Annotated in this window: 18 protein-coding genes, 6 tRNA genes and 1 pseudogene; 15 read left to right on the plus strand and 10 right to left on the minus strand. The window is 40.1% G+C overall.

Annotation, left to right across the window (positions count from 1 at the left end; all coding sequences use genetic code 11):
- Window positions 1–246: 246 nt before the first annotated feature.
- The 5 genes from B0183_RS09900 to hslV all read right to left on the minus strand — a co-directional run bounded on the left by B0183_RS09900 (window position 247) and on the right by hslV (window position 5,074).
- Window positions 247–477 (minus strand): zinc ribbon domain-containing protein, encoded by a 231-nt coding sequence (locus B0183_RS09900; RefSeq protein WP_021115075.1) that lies wholly within the window; start codon window positions 475–477, stop codon window positions 247–249.
- An 8-nt stretch (window positions 478–485) separates the two neighbouring features.
- On the minus strand, window positions 486–1,253 hold the full coding sequence (gene menH, locus B0183_RS09905; RefSeq protein ID WP_078208738.1) for a 2-succinyl-6-hydroxy-2,4-cyclohexadiene-1-carboxylate synthase: 768 nt from the start codon (window positions 1,251–1,253) through the stop codon (window positions 486–488).
- Window positions 1,253–2,962, minus strand: a complete 1,710-nt coding sequence (gene menD / locus B0183_RS09910; protein WP_078208739.1) for a 2-succinyl-5-enolpyruvyl-6-hydroxy-3-cyclohexene-1-carboxylic-acid synthase — start codon at window positions 2,960–2,962, stop codon at window positions 1,253–1,255. The genes menH and menD overlap by 1 nt, the downstream gene beginning before the upstream one ends.
- Window positions 2,963–3,093: 131 nt before the next feature.
- The gene (hslU, locus tag B0183_RS09915; RefSeq protein WP_078208740.1) at window positions 3,094–4,416 is read right to left on the minus strand and encodes an HslU--HslV peptidase ATPase subunit; all 1,323 of its coding nucleotides are present in this window, start codon (window positions 4,414–4,416) and stop codon (window positions 3,094–3,096) included.
- A 136-nt stretch (window positions 4,417–4,552) separates the two neighbouring features.
- A complete protein-coding gene (hslV, locus tag B0183_RS09920) occupies window positions 4,553–5,074 on the minus strand; it encodes an ATP-dependent protease subunit HslV (RefSeq protein WP_005713804.1) in 522 nt (173 codons plus the stop codon).
- 165 nt (window positions 5,075–5,239) lie between these two features.
- Between hslV and B0183_RS09925 the strand changes: the two genes are divergently transcribed.
- Complete coding sequence (locus tag B0183_RS09925; RefSeq protein WP_021115072.1) at window positions 5,240–5,545, plus strand: glucose PTS transporter subunit EIIB; 306 nt, start codon at window positions 5,240–5,242, stop codon at window positions 5,543–5,545.
- Window positions 5,546–5,555: 10 nt separating this feature from the next.
- Here the strand turns inward: B0183_RS09925 and sfsA are convergent, their stop codons facing one another.
- The 3 genes from sfsA to B0183_RS09940 form a co-directional block, all read right to left on the minus strand.
- The gene (sfsA, locus tag B0183_RS09930) at window positions 5,556–6,266 is read right to left on the minus strand and encodes a DNA/RNA nuclease SfsA (protein WP_005713797.1); all 711 of its coding nucleotides are present in this window, start codon (window positions 6,264–6,266) and stop codon (window positions 5,556–5,558) included.
- 93 nt (window positions 6,267–6,359) lie between these two features.
- Window positions 6,360–6,446, minus strand: a tRNA-Leu gene (locus B0183_RS09935).
- 7 nt (window positions 6,447–6,453) lie between these two features.
- Window positions 6,454–6,529 (minus strand) — tRNA-Gly (locus B0183_RS09940).
- A 336-nt stretch (window positions 6,530–6,865) separates the two neighbouring features.
- On the opposite strand from B0183_RS09940, the gene rsfS reads away from it, so the two are divergent.
- The 10 genes from rsfS to lipA all read left to right on the plus strand — a co-directional run bounded on the left by rsfS (window position 6,866) and on the right by lipA (window position 15,742).
- Complete coding sequence (gene rsfS, locus B0183_RS09945) at window positions 6,866–7,180, plus strand: ribosome silencing factor (protein ID WP_043896586.1); 315 nt, start codon at window positions 6,866–6,868, stop codon at window positions 7,178–7,180.
- A complete protein-coding gene (gene rlmH / locus B0183_RS09950; RefSeq protein WP_005713791.1) occupies window positions 7,181–7,648 on the plus strand; it encodes a 23S rRNA (pseudouridine(1915)-N(3))-methyltransferase RlmH in 468 nt (155 codons plus the stop codon).
- Between the two features lie 6 nt (window positions 7,649–7,654).
- On the plus strand, window positions 7,655–9,586 hold the full coding sequence (mrdA, locus tag B0183_RS09955) for a penicillin-binding protein 2 (RefSeq protein ID WP_021114109.1): 1,932 nt from the start codon (window positions 7,655–7,657) through the stop codon (window positions 9,584–9,586).
- Window positions 9,587–10,720 carry a rod shape-determining protein RodA gene (gene rodA / locus B0183_RS09960; protein WP_021114108.1) on the plus strand — a complete coding sequence of 378 codons (1,134 nt, stop codon included), beginning with the start codon at window positions 9,587–9,589 and terminating at the stop codon, window positions 10,718–10,720.
- 27 nt (window positions 10,721–10,747) lie between these two features.
- The gene (locus B0183_RS09965) at window positions 10,748–11,740 is read left to right on the plus strand and encodes a septal ring lytic transglycosylase RlpA family protein (protein ID WP_078208741.1); all 993 of its coding nucleotides are present in this window, start codon (window positions 10,748–10,750) and stop codon (window positions 11,738–11,740) included.
- A 13-nt stretch (window positions 11,741–11,753) separates the two neighbouring features.
- The gene (locus B0183_RS09970; protein WP_021112773.1) at window positions 11,754–12,935 is read left to right on the plus strand and encodes a serine hydrolase; all 1,182 of its coding nucleotides are present in this window, start codon (window positions 11,754–11,756) and stop codon (window positions 12,933–12,935) included.
- Between the two features lie 113 nt (window positions 12,936–13,048).
- A complete protein-coding gene (gene ybeD, locus B0183_RS09975) occupies window positions 13,049–13,348 on the plus strand; it encodes a DUF493 family protein YbeD (protein ID WP_005713779.1) in 300 nt (99 codons plus the stop codon).
- 171 nt (window positions 13,349–13,519) lie between these two features.
- On the plus strand, window positions 13,520–14,107 hold the full coding sequence (locus B0183_RS09985) for a Fic/DOC family protein (protein ID WP_062923999.1): 588 nt from the start codon (window positions 13,520–13,522) through the stop codon (window positions 14,105–14,107).
- 3 nt (window positions 14,108–14,110) lie between these two features.
- Window positions 14,111–14,767 (plus strand): lipoyl(octanoyl) transferase LipB, encoded by a 657-nt coding sequence (lipB, locus tag B0183_RS09990; protein ID WP_021112762.1) that lies wholly within the window; start codon window positions 14,111–14,113, stop codon window positions 14,765–14,767.
- Between the two features lie 12 nt (window positions 14,768–14,779).
- Window positions 14,780–15,742 carry a lipoyl synthase gene (gene lipA / locus B0183_RS09995; protein WP_005713775.1) on the plus strand — a complete coding sequence of 321 codons (963 nt, stop codon included), beginning with the start codon at window positions 14,780–14,782 and terminating at the stop codon, window positions 15,740–15,742.
- A gap of 93 nt (window positions 15,743–15,835) precedes the next feature.
- On the opposite strand, the pseudogene B0183_RS10000 reads toward lipA, so the two are convergent.
- Window positions 15,836–16,544 (minus strand): annotated as a pseudogene (locus B0183_RS10000) (tRNA1(Val) (adenine(37)-N6)-methyltransferase).
- Between the two features lie 2 nt (window positions 16,545–16,546).
- Window positions 16,547–17,488 (minus strand): type I pantothenate kinase, encoded by a 942-nt coding sequence (gene coaA, locus B0183_RS10005; RefSeq protein WP_016527481.1) that lies wholly within the window; start codon window positions 17,486–17,488, stop codon window positions 16,547–16,549.
- A 241-nt stretch (window positions 17,489–17,729) separates the two neighbouring features.
- On the opposite strand from coaA, the gene B0183_RS10015 reads away from it, so the two are divergent.
- From B0183_RS10015 to B0183_RS10030, 4 genes are all read left to right on the plus strand, one after another.
- Window positions 17,730–17,805, plus strand: a tRNA-Thr gene (locus B0183_RS10015).
- Between the two features lie 30 nt (window positions 17,806–17,835).
- A tRNA-Tyr gene (locus B0183_RS10020) sits at window positions 17,836–17,920 on the plus strand.
- Between the two features lie 42 nt (window positions 17,921–17,962).
- A tRNA-Gly gene (locus tag B0183_RS10025) sits at window positions 17,963–18,037 on the plus strand.
- Between the two features lie 3 nt (window positions 18,038–18,040).
- Window positions 18,041–18,116, plus strand: a tRNA-Thr gene (locus tag B0183_RS10030).
- The last annotated feature ends 233 nt before the right edge of the window (window positions 18,117–18,349 follow it).

The following is an 18,349-nucleotide window of genomic DNA, read 5'->3' on the forward strand; positions in this document are numbered from 1 at the left end:
AAAAAAATGGACAATGCCGATTCAGAACCGGAAACCGGCGATGAATCGATTTATGATTGATTTTGGTGATCGCCTAGACGATCACCGTTAAGTTGAAATGGGTGTTTACACAGAATTTGGGATAGGGTTATTTTGTCCACTTGGCATAGTTTTTGACGAATCAGCAACTATTTTGTCTACTATGCCAATATTCTTGGGACAACAGTTTTATCTACTATCCTTTTTTATACTTACATCATCATTCATTTATACAGATAATAAACTTGCCAGCCCAATAACCAACACAAAAATAGCTAACCAAATCAAGTGAAGTTTGACGCTTTTGCGGTTTATCTCTTGATTATGTAAATGGCGTTGTTCTAGCTTTTGTTTATAAATTTCCAAATCAGCTTCATTGAACGAGAAGCCACAATGTGGGCAAGTAACGGCACTTTCACTGATTTTTTTACGGCATTCGGGGCAACGATGTAAAGCCATTGTAATTCCTACTTTGATATAAACTGAATAAGATGTTTGACAAATGCACTTGGGTTTTCACAATGGGTGTTATGTCCTGCATTTGCAATTTGATGATAGGGGAGCTGATGTTGTTCTGCCATTTGACGAAATTTACTATCTTTCTCTCCTATAATAAATAGCATTTTTCCGTGAAACTGACGACGTTGTTCAGGGGAAAAATAGGGTTGCGTTGCAAGGCTAGTGGCTTTGAGCATTTGAGCTAGTGCTTGCCCGTGATTATTTAGCCTTTTTTTGATGAAATCTGTCCGCTTGCTTTCGCTTAAATTGGCAAAAACAGGCTGTCGATACCAATCTTCTAAAACATTTCCAAGCGGTTCATTACTTAGGCGATCTGCCCAATGGCAATCATTTTGCCAACGTGCTTTTTTGTCTTCATCGCTGATTAAGCCGATATTTGCCCCTTCGAGCAGGATCCCTTTAAGATAAGGATTTTGGGTTGTGAGGGCGTAATCTAAAGCTAGTCTACCGCCTAATGAATAGCCGACAAGATAGAAAGTCTGTTCAGCAAGATGTTGTTGCAAGGTGAAGTGAAGCTGTTCTCTAGCTTGTTGAAAACTGTGGCACGAGATAGCTTGGCTTTGACCGTGACCAGCAAGATCAAGAGTAAGCGATTGGATTGCAATCGTATTTTGCAAGAGCGAGAGGACAGGTTGCCAATCTTGTTGAGAACCAATAAATCCGTGGAGAAAGACCACGGGGGTTCCTGAATGACTGTGCCACGTTGTTGCTAACATTAGTCGATAGAAGCACGAGAGATCTGTTCAATCAAGGATTTATAAAGGCTACTACCTTCCTGATCATTCACCTTGATTTCCACAATAGTAACACCTCGACGAGCATAGGCTTGTTTAAGTTTTGTGCCCAAATCCGCCCAAGTATAAGGACGGAGATATTCTAAGCCGAACATTGTCGCAATCTGTGAAAACTCAAGACTATGGCTAAGACGGTAGAATTTATCTTTCGCTTTTTGATCGACAGGAAGCATATCAAAAATTGCACCGCCATTATTATTAATAACAAATAAAATGGTCGGTTGGCTAATCTGACGTAAAAGCGAAACAGAGTTCAGATCGTGTAAGGCGGAAATATCCCCAATCACTGCAACAGTCGGCTGTCCGCTACCTTTTGCAATACCTGCAAGGGTTGCAATTAATCCATCAATACCGCTTGCACCTCGATTGGTATAGATCGGATAACCTTCTGGCAATTTACACAAAGCATCAACTAAGCGGACAAATAAACCATTTCCAATAAATAAATTACCATTAGCTGGCAATACACGTTCGATATGATGTGCTAGAGAAGCTTCATTGAGATTGCCACCCACTTGCTGTTCAATAAAGGTTTCACAGAATTGGGAAAGAGCCAAAGGTTCCAACAGCCACGGTTTTTGACGAAGTGGCGGGTGAACACGGGTAAAGTGGTGAGCTTTTGCCACAAAACGCGTTTGTTGATGAGCATAGGTGTTAAGATAATCTGTCGTTTCCTCAACCAGCCAGAATTCGCCTTTAAAAGCCGATAAAAATTGATTAACTCGCTTGCTCACAATCTGTGAGCCAAACTGAATAACAATGTCCGCCTGTAATAAACGTTGCTCTACTGTTTTGTTTGACAGCCAAATATCTGCATAAGGCAGAGAGGCATCAACCCCAGATTGCACATCACTGATCAAACACCAGCCAAGCGTTTCAGCCCACAGTTTTAATCCCATTCCCTGCTCAAGCGGTAACTTACCGACCACAATCACACCACGTTTGGTTCTCCAATAATCCCAATTTTCGTGCATCAACACATCTTGTTGGGTCGCTTGTTGATCGTACCATTTCACCTGAGGTTTATTCAACCAACCTTGAATTGCGAGCAACCACGGATCTTGCCCAATGCTCTCCTCGTCAGCTTCATAAAGCGGTTCTGCGAATGGCGCATTGATATGGATAACACCACCTTGTTGCACTTGTTTAGAACAGGCTTGCTCTACACGACCAACTAACCAGCTTGCACTATATTGCGAATTTGGTTTTGGTAAATTTAGGCTTGCAATTGGATAATGACTAAAAATGTGTTGTTGCTCAATCGCTTGATTTGCCCCACAGCCGATCAACTCAAGGGGGCGATCTGCGGAAAGCACGATAAGTTTATGGTGAGTAATACTCGCCTCGATCACCGCAGGGTAAAGATTAGCAACGGCAGTTCCAGAGGTTACAATAATTGCAACGGGATCTTGCGTTGCTTTTGCAAGTCCTAGTGCAAAAAAACCTAAACCACGCTCATCAAAATGGCTATGGCATTCTGCTTGACCTTGTTTTTGCAGATATAATGCTTCAAGGGTTAAAGGCGTTGAGCGTGAACCTGGGGCAATACAGATATGTTTTACGCCGTAGCGAAGTAAAGCATTTAAAATAACGCGTGACCAAGAACGGTTAAAAGTGCTGATGTTTGTCATTATTCATCTCTTTGCAAATGGAATGTGAGTGGATAGATTGTAGCAAAATTTTGTAAAAAATTGAGAGAGTTTCAACGCTTGTAATGCATATTTTTGTAATTTTAATTTCCATTTGTACTGTAAGTATATAGTTAAAGAATAAACCGACTTAAATCTTCATTCTCAACCACATCATTCAATGCATCAGACACATACTTCTCGTCAATCACGATTTTCTCGCCTGAACGTTCGCTGGCATCGAATGAAATACCGTCCATTAAGCGTTCTAACACGGTGTGCAAACGTCTTGCACCGATGTTTTCGGTTTTTTCGTTCACACGGAATGCGGATTCGGCGATACGGCTGATACCATCTTTGGTAAACTCAATATCCACGCCTTCGGTTTTCATTAACTCACGGTATTGTAAGGTTAAAGATGCATTCGGCTCGGTTAAAATACGCTCGAAATCTTCTTTATTAAGTGATTTAAGCTCTACACGAATTGGTAAACGACCTTGTAATTCTGGTAGTAAATCAGACGGGCGAGCCACTTGGAAAGCACCAGAACAGATAAAGAGAATGTGATCGGTTTTGACCATACCGTGTTTAGTATTGACCGTAGAACCTTCGATAATCGGCAGTAAATCACGTTGCACGCCTTCACGACTTACATCACCGCCACTGTGTTCACCTTTTTTACAGATTTTATCAATCTCATCAATAAAGACGATACCGTGTTGTTCAACCGCTTCAATCGCTTGCTGTTTCAACTCTTCAGGATTAACCAGCTTCGCCGCTTCTTCGTCCACCATCACTTTTAACGCATCTTTAATTTTCATTTTGCGTTTTTTCGTTTTGTTTGGCGACATTCCCTCAAAGAGAGATTGCAGTTGAGAAGTCATCTCTTCCATACCCGGTGGAGTCATAATTTCAACGCTCACTTGAGCTGCGACATCAATTTCAATCTCTCTATCGTCAAGCAGACCTTCACGCAATTTTTTGCGGAAGATTTGGCGAGTAGAAGTGTTATCGCTCTCTTGCACGTTTCCCCACTGATCTTTCGCTGGCGGTAATAACACATCTAAAATGCGATCTTCCGCTGCATCTTGCACACGCATACGGTTTTTTTCGACCGCTTGTTGGCGAACCAATTTCATTGAAACATTAGCAAGATCACGAATAATCGAGTCCACCTCTTTACCCACATAGCCGACTTCGGTAAATTTCGTGGCTTCAACTTTAATAAACGGTGCATTGGCAAGTTTTGCCAAACGGCGAGCGATCTCGGTTTTACCCACGCCTGTTGGACCGATCATCAGAATATTTTTCGGGGTCACTTCTTGACGCAGTTCTTCTGGCAACTGCATACGGCGCCAGCGGTTACGCAAGGCAATAGCTACTGCTCGTTTAGCTTCATTTTGTCCGATAATATGTGCGTCTAATTCAGACACAATTTCACGAGGGGTCATTGACATAGTTTTATTCCATTTTGTAGGGACACACTGTGTGTGTCCGTTAATTCACATCAATATATTTATTTTTGGACACATGCAGTGTGTCCGCTAATTTACATCAATATATTTATTTTTGGACACACGCAGTGTGTCCCTACTATACTTCTTCAATCACGTGATTATGGTTGCTGTAAATATCAATATCCCCAGCAATTTTTAACGCTTCTGCCACGATTTCTTTAGCAGAAAGATTATTTTCCGTTCTTAATAGGGCAAGAGCAGCAGCTTTTGCATAGTTACCACCTGAGCCGATGGCTAATACATCAAATTCAGGCTCAATTACATCACCACTACCTGAAACCAGCAAAAACTCACTTTCGTTTGCGACGATCATCATCGCTTCTAATTTGCGAAGTGAACGCTCGGTACGCCATTCTTTTGCGAGTTCAACCGCAGATTTGACTAAATGCCCTTGATGTAATTCAAGTTTTTTCTCAAACAGATCACGCAAAATAAAGGCATCTGCCGTTGAGCCTGCAAAGCCTGTTACCACTTTATCTTTATATAAACGGCGAACTTTACGCACTGTACCTTTTTCTACGCAATTACCTAAAGTTGCTTGTCCGTCACCGCCGATAGCGACTTTGCCATCTTTGCGAACACATACAATCGTTGTCATTGAAATTCCTATTTTTCTAAAAAACTGCGTGCATATTTAAGGGCAATATCATCAGTTTCAAGTGTAAGCGGTAATATTAACCAAGATTTTTGTAAAATGAATAGAATTTATCATAATTAGGTCTAAAATATACGCTGTTTATATTTCACTTTATAGGAGTTCGCTATGTTCAAATTTATTAAAAACCTGTTCAACTCAGAAAAAGAAACGGTAGAGCTTTCTCTTTCTGCCGATGAAATCGCCCCTAAAATTATCGCCGTATTAGGTGGTGCAGAAAATATAGAATTTCTTGATTTCTGTTTAACACGATTAAGAGTTCAACTGAAATCAAAAGATAAAATTGACCGCAAAGGCTTAAAAGCACTTGGTGCCGCAGAAGTGGTACAAATTGTTGAAAATAACGTACACGTTATTTTTGGCACAAAATCTGAAAGCTATGCGAATGCGATTAATGCTATTTTAAAAAAATAGTTTAGAGTGTCTAAATTAAAGGGGTGATTAATTCTATTCCTGTTGGTGTTTTTCCAGAGAAAAGCATTTCAGTTTTATATACCAACATTTTTACCCCATTATCCATCCCTTCCTTAAAAATTTGAGCGTATTTTGCATCAATTTTCTTAGCTATCTCAAAAGCCTTAATACCTGTATGTAAAATAGCAAAAAAAATGACTGCCTGTTGCCCTTGCTGGGAAATTGCTATCAATTCTCTTAGATGTTTTTGTCCTCTTTCAGTTTTTGTATCAGGGAACATTCCAATACCGTTTTCAGTGAGTAGCGTAGTTGCTTTTACTTCTACAAAACAGTCCAACAAATTTTGTTGTTTTAAGAGGAAATCAATGCGACTATTTTCTTGACCATACTTCTGTTCGGGTAAGATTTCATCGTAATCTACGAGTTCACGGATCCATTTATTCTTTAATGCTTCAGAAACAAGTTGGTTTGCTCTATGTGTATTTACACAAATAAAATCACCTGACTGAGTTTGAGTGAGCTCCCAAGTATAGGCATACTTACGTTTGAGGTTATTTGATGTTGAAAACCAAACAATGTCTCCAGGATTAGCACAACCAGTCATAGCTCCAGTATTGGGACAGTGAATTGTGATTTGTTCTCCGTTTGGAAGTTTTACATCAGCTAAGAAACGTTTATAGCGTTGAATTAGTATGCCAGACGAGAGTGTCGGAAAGAGCATTAAAACCTCTTCGGAAATAACTAGGGGTAATTTTCAAACTTCGGGGTATTAATTAAGTGATTTTTTAACAGAATTTCTCAAAGAGATTTAACATGGTGCCCAAGGCCAGACTTGAACTGGCACGCCCCGAAAGGCGAGGGATTTTAAATCCCTTGCGTCTACCGATTCCGCCACTCGGGCACAATAATGGAGCGGGAAACGAGGCTCGAACTCGCGACCCCGACCTTGGCAAGGTCGTGCTCTACCAACTGAGCTATTCCCGCGTAGAGTAAGTCATTATGTGTCATAATGCTTTTTTACCCTATTCTAATTAATTTAATTTAACTGTCAAATAAAAATATTAATAATGGTTGTTGTACGTTTAAAATTCATGCATCTGTAATAGGATTTTTCTATTAAGTGTTAATGAGATAGTGTGGGCATTTATATTATGACTTTCTTAAATACTGAGAAGTAGATACTTGCTATTACAGGTAAATAGTTAAATCATCATATAAGAGAGGTGATACTTATGAAACCTTTGTAAACATATTACTTTTCCTGATCGCGTCCTTTTATATGCTATAATCCACCAATTTTTGATAGACTGAATAGAAGATATAACCATAAATTTAGTTCAATTTTTAACAGAAACCCTCGAAGAGCTGAAAGCTCAGTATATTCAAGCGATTGATGTAAGAGGGAAATCGAGCATTACTGAAACGATGATTGTGTGTACGGGGACATCAAGTCGTCACGTTGCTTCTACTGCAGATAATTTGATTGTGGAAAGTAAGAAAGCTGGTGTGGAAGTGTTTGCTCACGAGGGGAAAGCAGTTGCTGACTGGATCGTGGTCGATTTTGGGCAGGCGATTGTGCATATTTTGCAACAAGATAGTCGTGAGATGTATCAATTAGAAAAACTTTGGGTGTAGATGAAAATTCAATTAGTGGCAGTGGGAACTAAAATGCCTGATTGGGTTACCAAAGGTTTTGAGGAATATCAGCGTCGTTTTCCAAAAGATATGCCTTTTGAGCTGATTGAGATCCCTGCAGGTAAGCGTGGTAAGAATGCGGATATTAAACGTATTCTAGAGCAAGAAGGCAAGGCGATGTTGGCAGCTTGTGGGCGTGCGAAGGTTGTGACCCTTGATATTCCTGGTAAGCCTTGGACAACAGAGCAACTCGCCCAGCAGTTAGAAAGCTGGAAGAATGATGGGCGTGATGTGTGTCTATTGATTGGTGGTCCAGAGGGGCTTTCACCTGAATGTAAAGCGGCGGCAGAGCAGAGTTGGTCGCTGTCGCCATTAACCTTGCCTCACCCATTAGTGCGTGTGGTGGTGGCTGAGAGTTTATATCGTGCGTGGTCTTTGACAACAAATCACCCTTATCATCGAGAATAATGGCAAATGTTTGGTAAATTCGCAAAACCGCAAAATTATGACAAGGTGCGTAACGGGCAAGCAGAGTTAAATCTGTTTGTACGTCGCGCCTTGATTGCGTTTGTGGGGGTGATTGCCTTAACAGGTATTTTGCTGACAAATCTTTATCATTTGCAAATTGTTGATTATGCCTCTTATCAAACTCGTTCTGATGGAAATCGGATTAAGTTATTGCCTGTGCCTCCGACAAGGGGGCTGATTTATGACCGAAACGGTAAGGTTTTAGCTGAAAACTTAACCTATTTTGGTTTGTATATTGTGCCAGAGAAGATTGATAACCTAGATCAGACCCTTGAAGAATTAAAATTATTGGTTGGTTTAACCGATCAAGATATTGAGAACTTTCATAAAGAGAAAAAACGGACAACTCGTTATACTCCGATTTTATTAAAGCCTGATTTAACCGAAGAGCAGATGGCTCGTTTTGCGGTTAATCAATATCGTTTTCCAAGTATGGACGTTCACCCTTATTTTAAGCGAAATTATCCTTATGGGGATATTTTGACCCATATCCTCGGTTATGTTGCGAAGATTAATGATCGGGATAAGAAACGTTTACAAGAGGAAGGTAAGTTCGGAAATTATGCGGGTTCGCACGATATTGGGAAACTGGGTATTGAGAAATTTTATGAAGAGCAGTTACACGGTGTAACAGGTTTTGAGGAAGTGGAAATTAATAACCGTGGTAAAGTTATTCGTAAATTGCGTGATCAGCCTGCAGTGGCTGGAAGCAGTATTCGTTTGAGCATTGATATTGATTTGCAACGCTATGTGGCAAATTTATTGGATAATCAAAAAGGGGCTGTAGTTGTGTTGGATCCGACAGACAGCAGTATTTTGGCGATGGTGACAAACCCAAGTTATGACAATAATCTGTTTGTTGATGGGGTGTCGGGTAAAGATTATAAGCAGTTGTTAGAAGATCCTGACCGCCCATTGTATAGCCGTGCAACACAAGGGACTTATCCACCCGCTTCAACCATTAAGCCGTTTATGGCAGTAGCAGGTTTAACGGAAGGTAAGATTACTCCAAACACGACAATTTATGACCCTGGTTTTTGGATTTTACCTGGTTCTACACAGCGTTTCCGTGACTGGAAAAAAGGGGGGCACGGTAGAACTGATGTGAATAGGGCGATTGTCGAGTCGTCGGATACGTTTTTCTATCAACTCGCCTATGATATGGGGATTGATAAGATGTCGGATTGGATGAAAAAATTCGGCTTTGGCGTGAAAACAGGGATTGATTTGGCTGAAGAGTCCGTCGGAATTATGCCAAGTCGTGAGTGGAAACAGAAACGTTATAGAAAATCTTGGTTACAAGGGGATACTATTTCTGTCGGCATTGGGCAAGGTTATTGGATTTCAACACCGTTACAGTTGGCAAAAGCAACGGCAGTGCTGATTAACAATGGGCGAGTGAATACGCCTCACTTGATGAAAGAGATAATGTCGAGTGAGCTTATTCCTTATAAAGATCCGTTGTTATACGAGGATATTTCTGATGTGCCAAGCCGTTATTGGCAGATCTCAAAACAGGGTATGTATAACGTAATTAATGCGAGCAACGGTACTGGGCGAAAAGCCTTTGCTGGTACTGCGTATCGAGCTGCAGGTAAAACAGGAACAGCTCAGGTCTTTAGTTTAAACGGACAGAGTTATGATGCCAAAGGTTTAAAAAAGAATTTACACGATCACGGTTGGTTTATTGGGTATGCTCCCTATGATAATCCTAAAATTGTGGTTTCCATTATTTTAGAAAATGCGGGTGGTGGCGGTAGTACCGCAGCACCGATAGCAAGACAGATTATGGATTATGCATTGTTACACCAAACCGAAGCTACAGCACCATTGCCTGTAGAAGAACGTGCCCCCCAGAAACAGAAGCAGAGGAATTGAGTGAATAAATCATCATTTTTAGGACGATTTTTGAAGATCTTTGCCTTAGATTTATGGCTATTAATCGGCTTGCTGGCAATTACTGGCTATGGTTTGTTAGTCCTATATAGTGCAAGCGGTGGCAGTGAAAAAATGTTTACCAACCGAGTAATCCAAGTGTGTCTGGGTTTAGGGGTAATGTTTGTGATGGCGATGTTCCCCCCTCGTTTTTACGAAAAAGTATCACCCTACCTATATGTGGTTTGTATTATTTTGCTGATTTTGGTTGATGTGTCAGGTGAAATCAGTAAGGGCGCGCAACGTTGGCTAAATCTTGGATTTATTCGATTTCAACCCTCAGAGATTGCCAAACTTTCTGTACCGTTAATGGTGGCAAGCTATTTAGGTAATCGTTCCTTACCGCCAAATCTACGCGATACCAGTATTGCTCTGGCGATTATTATTGCGCCAACATTATTAGTTGCAATACAGCCTGATTTGGGTACTTCTATTTTAGTTTGTGCCGCTGGGCTGTTTGTTTTATTTCTTGCTGGGTTAAGTTGGAAACTTATTGGGGCTGGTATTGTCTTTCTAGCAGGATTTATTCCGATAATGTGGTTTTATTTGATGCACGATTATCAAAAGACAAGGGTAATGACGTTAATTGATCCCGATAAAGACCCGCTAGGAACAGGTTATCACATCATTCAATCCAAAATTGCTATTGGCTCTGGCGGTATTGAAGGAAAAGGTTGGATGGAAGGCACGCAATCTCAGTTAGATTTTTTGCCCGAGCCGCATACGGACTTTATCTTTGCGGTACTCAGTGAGGAATTTGGTTTAATTGGTGTTTTGGTATTATTAGCTATTTACCTATTTATTATCGCAAGGGGATTAATGATTGGGGCAAAATCTGCCTCAGCCTTTGGACGAATTTTATCGGGAGGAACCGCTCTCTTATTATTTGTATATGTGTTTGTGAATATCGGTATGGTAAGCGGTATTTTACCTGTAGTTGGCGTTCCATTGCCGTTGTTTAGTTATGGCGGAACCTCTTATGTTACCTTAATGGCAGCTTTTGGGTTAATGATGTCGAGTTATGTTCATCGTGAACTAAAAGAGAAAAGTAATCCATATAAATTAGCAGAAAAATAAATATTCTATGATTAAAAGGGGAATTTAATGAAAATAGGCAAAATTGTTACGCTATTATTAGCTGCAATGATAATGTTTACACCATTGGAAACAATGGCAACAAATACAAAGAAGCAAACAACTAAAACGCAGCTTATCGTAAAGAAAAAATCGACAAAAAAAGTAGCATCTAAGAAAAAGGTAAAGAAGAAAGCTGTAAGATCTAACACTAAAAGTACAAAAACAACCGTTCCTAGTGATAATCAAACAAAAAAACTTTATGGGGTAAAAGGAGCAGATTTAGAACGCGTTAAAATATCAAATAATCAAAAATCCTATCAAGAGAAGGGGACAACGCATAAGGTAATGGGTAAAGAAGCTTCTCGCCAGTACAGCGAAGTTGGAACTGCAAGTTATTATGCGGATAAATTCCACGGACGCAGAACAGCAAGCGGTGAGATTTTTGATAAAAATGGTTATACTGCTGCTCATAAAACGCTTGCTTTGGGATCTTATGCTTTAATAACAAATTTACGCAATGGCAAAAAAGTAATAGTACGGATTAATGATCGTGGGCCATTTAGTAAAACTCTCATTATTGATTTATCTAAAGGTGCTGCTAAAGTGATTGGTATGGTGGGGGCTGGTACAGCAAAAGTACGAGTGGAAGCTATGCAGGTAGATAAAGAAGGCTATATTATCGGGAAAGGGGCGGAAGCACTCTATCAAATTGCACAACAAGAAGGGTTGAACCTTAAAGTGAAAGGGGATGGTGAAACACTTGCCATTAAAGCCGATACCGAACCTACACCGCAATCGGTTGTTTCTCAGCCAAAATTTGTGTTAAAGGTCACTCAACTTAAGAATGAACGTATGGCGAAAAAAGTACAGAAAGTGATTTCGACAGTGAATAGCCACATTGTCACGAAAGAAAAGAGATATGAAGTGATTATTGATGTTTCTTCAGCTGAAGAAGCTCAACAAGTTAAACAGCAGCTCAACCGTTTAGGTTACACTGTATTCAGTTATTCAGAAAAATAGATAGGATTTTTATATGTTAAAAAGTAAAGTACTCAAAACGGTCAGTCTATGTGCTATTGCTTGTTCAAGTATGAATATGGCTTATGCTCAAGATATTGATTATGGTATTCCAGCCCCTCAACTTAATGCACAAACCTATATTTTAATGGATTACAATTCTGGTGCAGTATTAGCCAGTCTTAATCCAGATCAACACCAAGCACCTGCAAGTTTAACCAAAATGATGACGAGCTATGTAGTTGGTGAAGCCTTGAAAACAGGTAAAATCAAAAACAGCGATTTAGTCACCGTTACCGAAAACTCTTGGGGACAAAAATTCCCTGGCTCATCTAAAATGTTCTTGAATGTTAATCAGCAGGTGTCTGTTGAAGATTTGAACAAAGGGATTATCGTTGTGTCGGGTAATGATGCTTGTGTTGCGATTGCAGAGCATATTTCGGGTTCAGAGCAAACGTTCATTGATAGTATGAATAAATTTGTGCAGAAATTTGGTTTAAAGAACACACATTTTGCGACAGTTCACGGCTTAGACCACCCAGAACAATACTCATCAGCAAGAGATATGGCGATTATCGGCGCTCATATCATTCGTGACTTGCCTGAAGAGTACAAAATTTATTCAGAAAAAGAGTTTACCTACAACAAAATTACCCAACCTAACCGCAATGGCTTATTGTGGGATAAATCCATCAATGTCGATGGAATGAAAACAGGACATACCGATCAAGCAGGCTATAACCTTGTAGCCTCAGCATACAATAGTAATACCCGTTTAATCTCAGTGGTTATGGGCGTACCAACCTATAAAGGGCGTGAAGTGGAAAGCAAAAAACTGTTACAGTGGGGATTTGCTAACTTTGAAACTGTCAAACCACTTTCAGCAGGGCAAAGCGTGCTTGAACAAGCGGTGTATTATGGTGATTTAAGCAAAGCTCAACTAGGCACATTACAAGATAGTTACATTACCGTTCCAAAAGGTAAAACAGCAGAACTTAAAGCTCGCTACACCCTAGAAAAAACAAATTTGGAAGCTCCGTTAGTGAAAGGGCAGGTCGTTGGAAAAGTGATTTATCAACTCAATGGCAAAGATGTGGCGAGTGTTGATTTACAAGTAATGCACGATGTTCAAGAAGCTGGTATCTTTGGCAAAGCGTGGGATTGGATCGTTTTAACGGTTAAAGGTCTGTTTAATTAAACCCTTGTAATTATCAGAATTGTCTTCATTTAGTGTGCCGTTCAAACAAGCGGTGCGATCTTGCAAATTTTTTGCAAAATCACACCGCTCTCATATTCATAAAGGACAATAAAATGACAGAAACAAAAAGCGTAAATTTAGCCGATATTCCACAACAAAAACTCAAAGATTTACTTGAATTTCCTTGCTCGTTCACCTTTAAAGTCGTGGGTGTAGCTCGTGAAGGTTTAATCGATGATGTCGTTAGCGAAGTGCAAAAAGTGGTTAAAGGCGACTATAATCCATCTCTTAAAGAGAGCGGCAAAGGCACTTATCACTCTGTATCCATCACTATTCAAGCCGAAAATATCGAACAAGTCGAAACACTCTATACCGACTTAGCCAAAATTGAAGGCGTGAGAATGGTGTTGTAATAAAAAATCAGAGGAATGAAATGACACTCTTTCAACGTAAGAGCCAAGCTCTACAGGATGCAGTTGATTCATTTGCGTTAGAATTTTTATCTCCAACCCAAGAAAATCTGGAACAGATGTCTGCTTGGTTAGCAGGGGAAATCAATGATAAACAGTTAATGGAGTCAGCGTATGAAATATGGGAGCGGACGAGATCCCTATCTTAATCAAGAAGGTGTCTTAAAAAATAAGCTTGGGGCAAAGACAGAAGAAGAGCTTGAGCTAGCAGAAACTATTTTTGTTCTACGAAAACTGACCTTATTGTTACAAAAACAGATCGAAGGAAAATTTGATTTAGCACATTTAAAGGCGATTCATAAATTTTTATTTGATGAAGTCTATGAGTGGGCAGGTGAGTTGAGAACAATCTCAATCAGTAAAGGTTCCTCTATGTTTGAGTTACCTTTGCGAATTGAACCTGAAGCGAATAAACTCTTTGCTCAACTAAAAGCAGAGAACTATTTGCGAGAACTGGCATTAGAGCCATTTATTCAGCGTTTAGCTTTCTATTGGGGGGAACTCAATATGTTACACCCTTTTAGAGAAGGTAATGGCAGGACGCAAAGGGCTTTTTTGATATTACTTGCTCGACAAGCTGGCTATCAAATACATTTTGGTCAGTTAAGCCCCGAAGAAAATATTAAAGCTTCCATTAAATCACAGCGCTGCGATTATAGCTTGCTTGAACAGATTATTAGACAACGGATAAAACAGTTATAACCTATGCCCCAACTTATCATTCGCCAACTTGGTGTGCAAGATTACCAAGAAATTTGGCACAAAATGCAGGATTTTACCGATAGCCGTGATGAACAAACAGCCGACGAAATTTGGCTGGTTCAGCACCCGTCGGTGTTTACTCAAGGTTCAGCAGGTAAACCTGAGCATCTGCTCAATCCAACGAATATCCCCGTGGTACAATCGGATCGTGGTGGGCAGATTACCTATCACGGTTTAGGACAGCAAATTATGTATGTGCTGATCGACATCAAACGCCACAAGGCAAAAGGTAACGATTTGAGCGTGCGAGATTTGGTGACAGCATTGGAACAATGTGTAGTGAAAACCCTTGCTGATTATGGAATTAATGCCTATCCCAAACCAGACGCACCTGGGGTGTATGTGGACGGTAAGAAAATCTGTTCGCTTGGTTTACGCATTCGCAAAGGCTGTTCGTTTCACGGACTGGCATTGAATATCCAGATGGATTTAACACCGTTTCGCAATATCAATCCTTGTGGCTATGCAGGATTGGAAATGTGTCAATTAGCTGATTTTGTCGCTGAAGCTGAAGCCGATTGTGACAAGGTTTCGCCTAAATTGGTCGATTACTTTACCCAAATTCTCGGCTATAATAAGCAACAAATTATTAACAAATAGGACAATTATCGAATGGGTACACCTTTTAAAATGGAACGTGGCGTGAAATATCGTGATGCAGCTAAAACGTCTATTATTCCCGTTAAAAATATCGATCCCAACCAAGAATTACTGAAAAAACCTGAGTGGATGAAGATTAAACTGCCAGCCAACTCAGCAAAAATTGAAAGTATCAAAAACGGTATGCGTCGCCACGGCTTACACTCTGTGTGCGAAGAAGCCTCTTGCCCGAACTTACACGAATGTTTTAACCACGGCACGGCAACTTTTATGATTATGGGTGCAATTTGTACTCGTCGCTGCCCATTCTGCGATGTGGCTCACGGCAAGCCGTTGCCTTTAGATAAAGACGAGCCGAAGAAACTGGCGGAAACCATTCAGGATATGAAGCTCAAATATGTGGTGATTACGTCTGTGGATCGTGATGATTTGCCTGATCGTGGTGCAGGGCATTTTGCGGAATGTGTGAAAGAGATCCGTGCGTTAAACCCAGGGATTAAAATTGAGATTTTAGTGCCGGATTTCCGTGGTCGTGTTGAACAAGCAATTGAAATTTTAAAAGAAAATCCGCCAGATGTATTTAACCATAACCTTGAGAACGTGCCACGCCTGTATAAAGAAATTCGTCCAGGTGCGGATTATGAATGGTCGCTCAAACTACTCAAAGAATTTAAGGCGGTTTTCCCAGATATTCCAACTAAATCAGGCATTATGGTCGGTTTAGGGGAAACTAACGAAGAGATTTTACAGGTGATGCAAGACTTGCGTGATCACGGTGTCACAATGCTGACATTAGGGCAGTATTTACAACCAAGTCGCCACCATTTACCCGTGGCACGTTACGTTCACCCAACGGAATTTGATATGTTCCGTGAAAAAGCCAACGAAATGGGCTTTGAACACGCCGCCTGTGGGCCTTTCGTCCGCTCTTCCTACCACGCAGATTTACAAGCAAGCGGTGGGTTGGTGAAGTGAAAATTAAATCATATGGTGCACATAAGAAAGTTTTCAAGGGAATTTTAGAGCTAGTTATGTGTATCATATAGATACGTACTTACCACATATCTATTATTTAGAGTTTACTTTTAGGTAAAATATTTCTGTGAACTGAGTAAAGTCAGCAGTATATCGCTGATTTTCATCATAAATCGTCAATGTATGCAAAGCCATTTCAGCATATTGTGGTGAAAAAGTGAGGATAACTCGTTTAGGTGATAGTCCGACTTTTGTGCAGATTTCCCAGTATTCAATACAATATAGCCCTAATAAATGGCTTTGTTCCAACAATTTTTTTTCCAGCATCACAAGGCAAAATAAAGCTAATTCTGCCATTCGGAGTTAGCCACTGTTGAGACTGTTTTAGCCAATCAAAATGACTATAAGTCACAGCTCTTGCAAGATCTCGTTGCTTATTTCGGCTTGCGAGGCTATGCTCAAAATAGGGTGGGTTTGATACGATAAGGTCGAATTTTTTGGTAGATTTCCACGTCATTATATCCGCTTGTAGTACGTCAATTCTGTTATTCCACGGACAATGTTGGGCATTTTCTTGAGCTTGGTGAAACGCATTTTCTTCCAGTTCAAGTGCAGTAATTTGTGCACTAGCGGTACGTTGGGCTAACATTATTGCAATAAGCCCTGTCCCCGTGCCTAGATCGAGAATTTGGCGTGCATTGCTAGGATCTGCGATTGCACCGAGTAAAATTCCGTCTGTATTGACTTTCATTGCACAGCGGTCGTGCTCAATGAAAAACTGTTTGAACTGAAAGCCACTCATTATTATTTTCTTAATTTGACGGTTTCAATGGCGTGATCTTCGCCTTTTACCAAAATCAAATTTGCTCGCTCTCGACTTGGCAAAATGTTTTTGCGTAGATTTAATCCATTAATTTCGTCCCAAATTGTTGAGGCTGTTGCGATCGCTTCTTGTTCACTTAACTTTGAGTAGTGATGGAAGTAAGAATGAGGATCAGAGAATGCACTGCGACGGAATTTTAAGAAGCGGTGGATATACCAATCTTTCAATAAGGTTTCATCAGCATCAACATAAATCGAGAAATCAACAAAATCGGAAACAAAGACGCTATGTGGGCTATGTGGATAGTTCATACCGCTTTGCAACATATTTAGCCCTTCTAAAATCACAATATCAGGTTGATCAACCTCATTAAACTGATCGGGAATGATGTCGTAAGTGAGATGTGAATAAACGGGAGCTTTGACATTGCGTTTGCCCGATTTAATATCAGAAACAAATTCAATAAGGCGATGAATATCATAAGACTCAGGAAAGCCTTTTCTCTTCATTAAATTTCGCTCTTGTAGCGTTTTTAGTGGATAGAGGAAGCCGTCTGTGGTGATTAAATCTACTTTACGTTTTTCAGGCCATTCTGAAAGTAAGGCTTGTAAGATACGAGCAGAAGTGCTTTTTCCGACAGAAACACTGCCTGTTAAGCTAATAATATAAGGAACTTTCGGCGATTCTACGTCTAAGAACTTATGTAAAACTTCTTGGCGTTTGAGATTTTCATCAATGTAATAGTTGATCAAACGAGCAAGTGGAAGATAAATCGTACTAACTTCTTCGAGGGAAAGTTCTTCATTAAAACCTAAAAGTGGTTTTAAGTCCTGTTCGGTCAGTTTTAACGGCACTGACTTTCGTAATGCAGCCCACTGCTGACGATTAAACGTTAAAAAAGGCGTAATTTTAGTGATGCCCATTGCCAAGTTCTCTATTTTTGCTGAATATAATTTATATTGCGACGGTTTTAATAACCCGAAATATACAATAGAAATAATAAAAGTAGCTATTTTATCTTACAATATTGAGCAAAAACATCTAAAAAATCAGCACTTTGCATATTTAACAAGCGAAAGAGTGGGTTTTTTAATTTTTTTGAAAAAAATACTTGCAAGGTTTTTCGAAATCCCTATAATGCACCTCACTTGCTTACGACGCAACGCCGACTTAGCTCAGTAGGTAGAGCAACTGACTTGTAATCAGTAGGTCACCAGTTCGATTCCGGTAGTCGGCACCATTCTAGCGTTATCAAGTATTCAATTATCGTGGAGGGATTCCCGAGTGGCCAAAGGGGGCAGACTGTAAATCTGTTGGCTCAGCCTTCGAAGGTTCGAATCCTTCTCCCTCCACCATTTCTTTAATTGAATTTCTTTGGGACAGACGAATTTAGAACAGCGGGCATCGTATAATGGCTATTACCTTAGCCTTCCAAGCTAATGATGCGGGTTCGATTCCCGCTGCCCGCTCCAAACGCTGATATAGCTCAGTTGGTAGAGCGCACCCTTGGTAAGGGTGAGGTCGGCGGTTCAAATCCGCCTATCAGCACCACTTCATTACTTTCTATCTTCATCTTTTCCTTAGTATAAATAAGTATTTGATTTCTAAATTTGGTTAATGTGGTAGAATGCCATCTTGACCATATTTGTTTAACTGGACTTTTTTAAACCAATATCGTTTAAAAAATAAGTTCATAAATAACATAAATGGCAATATAATAGGTTTTTACTCTAAACCCTGTGGTGCATATCGTGCTATGGGATTTCATCAACAAAGGAAACTTT

Source organism: Glaesserella parasuis, assembly GCF_002015085.1.
Classification (GTDB): domain Bacteria; phylum Pseudomonadota; class Gammaproteobacteria; order Enterobacterales; family Pasteurellaceae; genus Glaesserella; species Glaesserella parasuis.

Bases quoted from the DNA above. Each gene is read 5' to 3' on its own strand.
- B0183_RS09970 (WP_021112773.1), top strand. From the start codon at position 11,754: ATGTTAAAAAGTAAAGTACTCAAAACGGTCAGTCTATGTGCTATTGCT.
- coaA (WP_016527481.1), bottom strand. From the start codon at position 17,488: ATGGGCATCACTAAAATTACGCCTTTTTTAACGTTTAATCGTCAGCAG.
- lipB (WP_021112762.1), top strand. From the start codon at position 14,111: ATGCCCCAACTTATCATTCGCCAACTTGGTGTGCAAGATTACCAAGAA.
- mrdA (WP_021114109.1), top strand. From the start codon at position 7,655: ATGTTTGGTAAATTCGCAAAACCGCAAAATTATGACAAGGTGCGTAAC.
- B0183_RS09900 (WP_021115075.1), bottom strand. From the start codon at position 477: ATGGCTTTACATCGTTGCCCCGAATGCCGTAAAAAAATCAGTGAAAGT.
- ybeD (WP_005713779.1), top strand. From the start codon at position 13,049: ATGACAGAAACAAAAAGCGTAAATTTAGCCGATATTCCACAACAAAAA.
- sfsA (WP_005713797.1), bottom strand. From the start codon at position 6,266: ATGCTCTTTCCGACACTCTCGTCTGGCATACTAATTCAACGCTATAAA.
- rlmH (WP_005713791.1), top strand. From the start codon at position 7,181: ATGAAAATTCAATTAGTGGCAGTGGGAACTAAAATGCCTGATTGGGTT.
- B0183_RS09925 (WP_021115072.1), top strand. From the start codon at position 5,240: ATGTTCAAATTTATTAAAAACCTGTTCAACTCAGAAAAAGAAACGGTA.
- B0183_RS09985 (WP_062923999.1), top strand. From the start codon at position 13,520: ATGAAATATGGGAGCGGACGAGATCCCTATCTTAATCAAGAAGGTGTC.
- menH (WP_078208738.1), bottom strand. From the start codon at position 1,253: ATGTTAGCAACAACGTGGCACAGTCATTCAGGAACCCCCGTGGTCTTT.
- hslU (WP_078208740.1), bottom strand. From the start codon at position 4,416: ATGTCAATGACCCCTCGTGAAATTGTGTCTGAATTAGACGCACATATT.
- B0183_RS09965 (WP_078208741.1), top strand. From the start codon at position 10,748: ATGAAAATAGGCAAAATTGTTACGCTATTATTAGCTGCAATGATAATG.
- hslV (WP_005713804.1), bottom strand. From the start codon at position 5,074: ATGACAACGATTGTATGTGTTCGCAAAGATGGCAAAGTCGCTATCGGC.
- menD (WP_078208739.1), bottom strand. From the start codon at position 2,962: ATGACAAACATCAGCACTTTTAACCGTTCTTGGTCACGCGTTATTTTA.
- lipA (WP_005713775.1), top strand. From the start codon at position 14,780: ATGGGTACACCTTTTAAAATGGAACGTGGCGTGAAATATCGTGATGCA.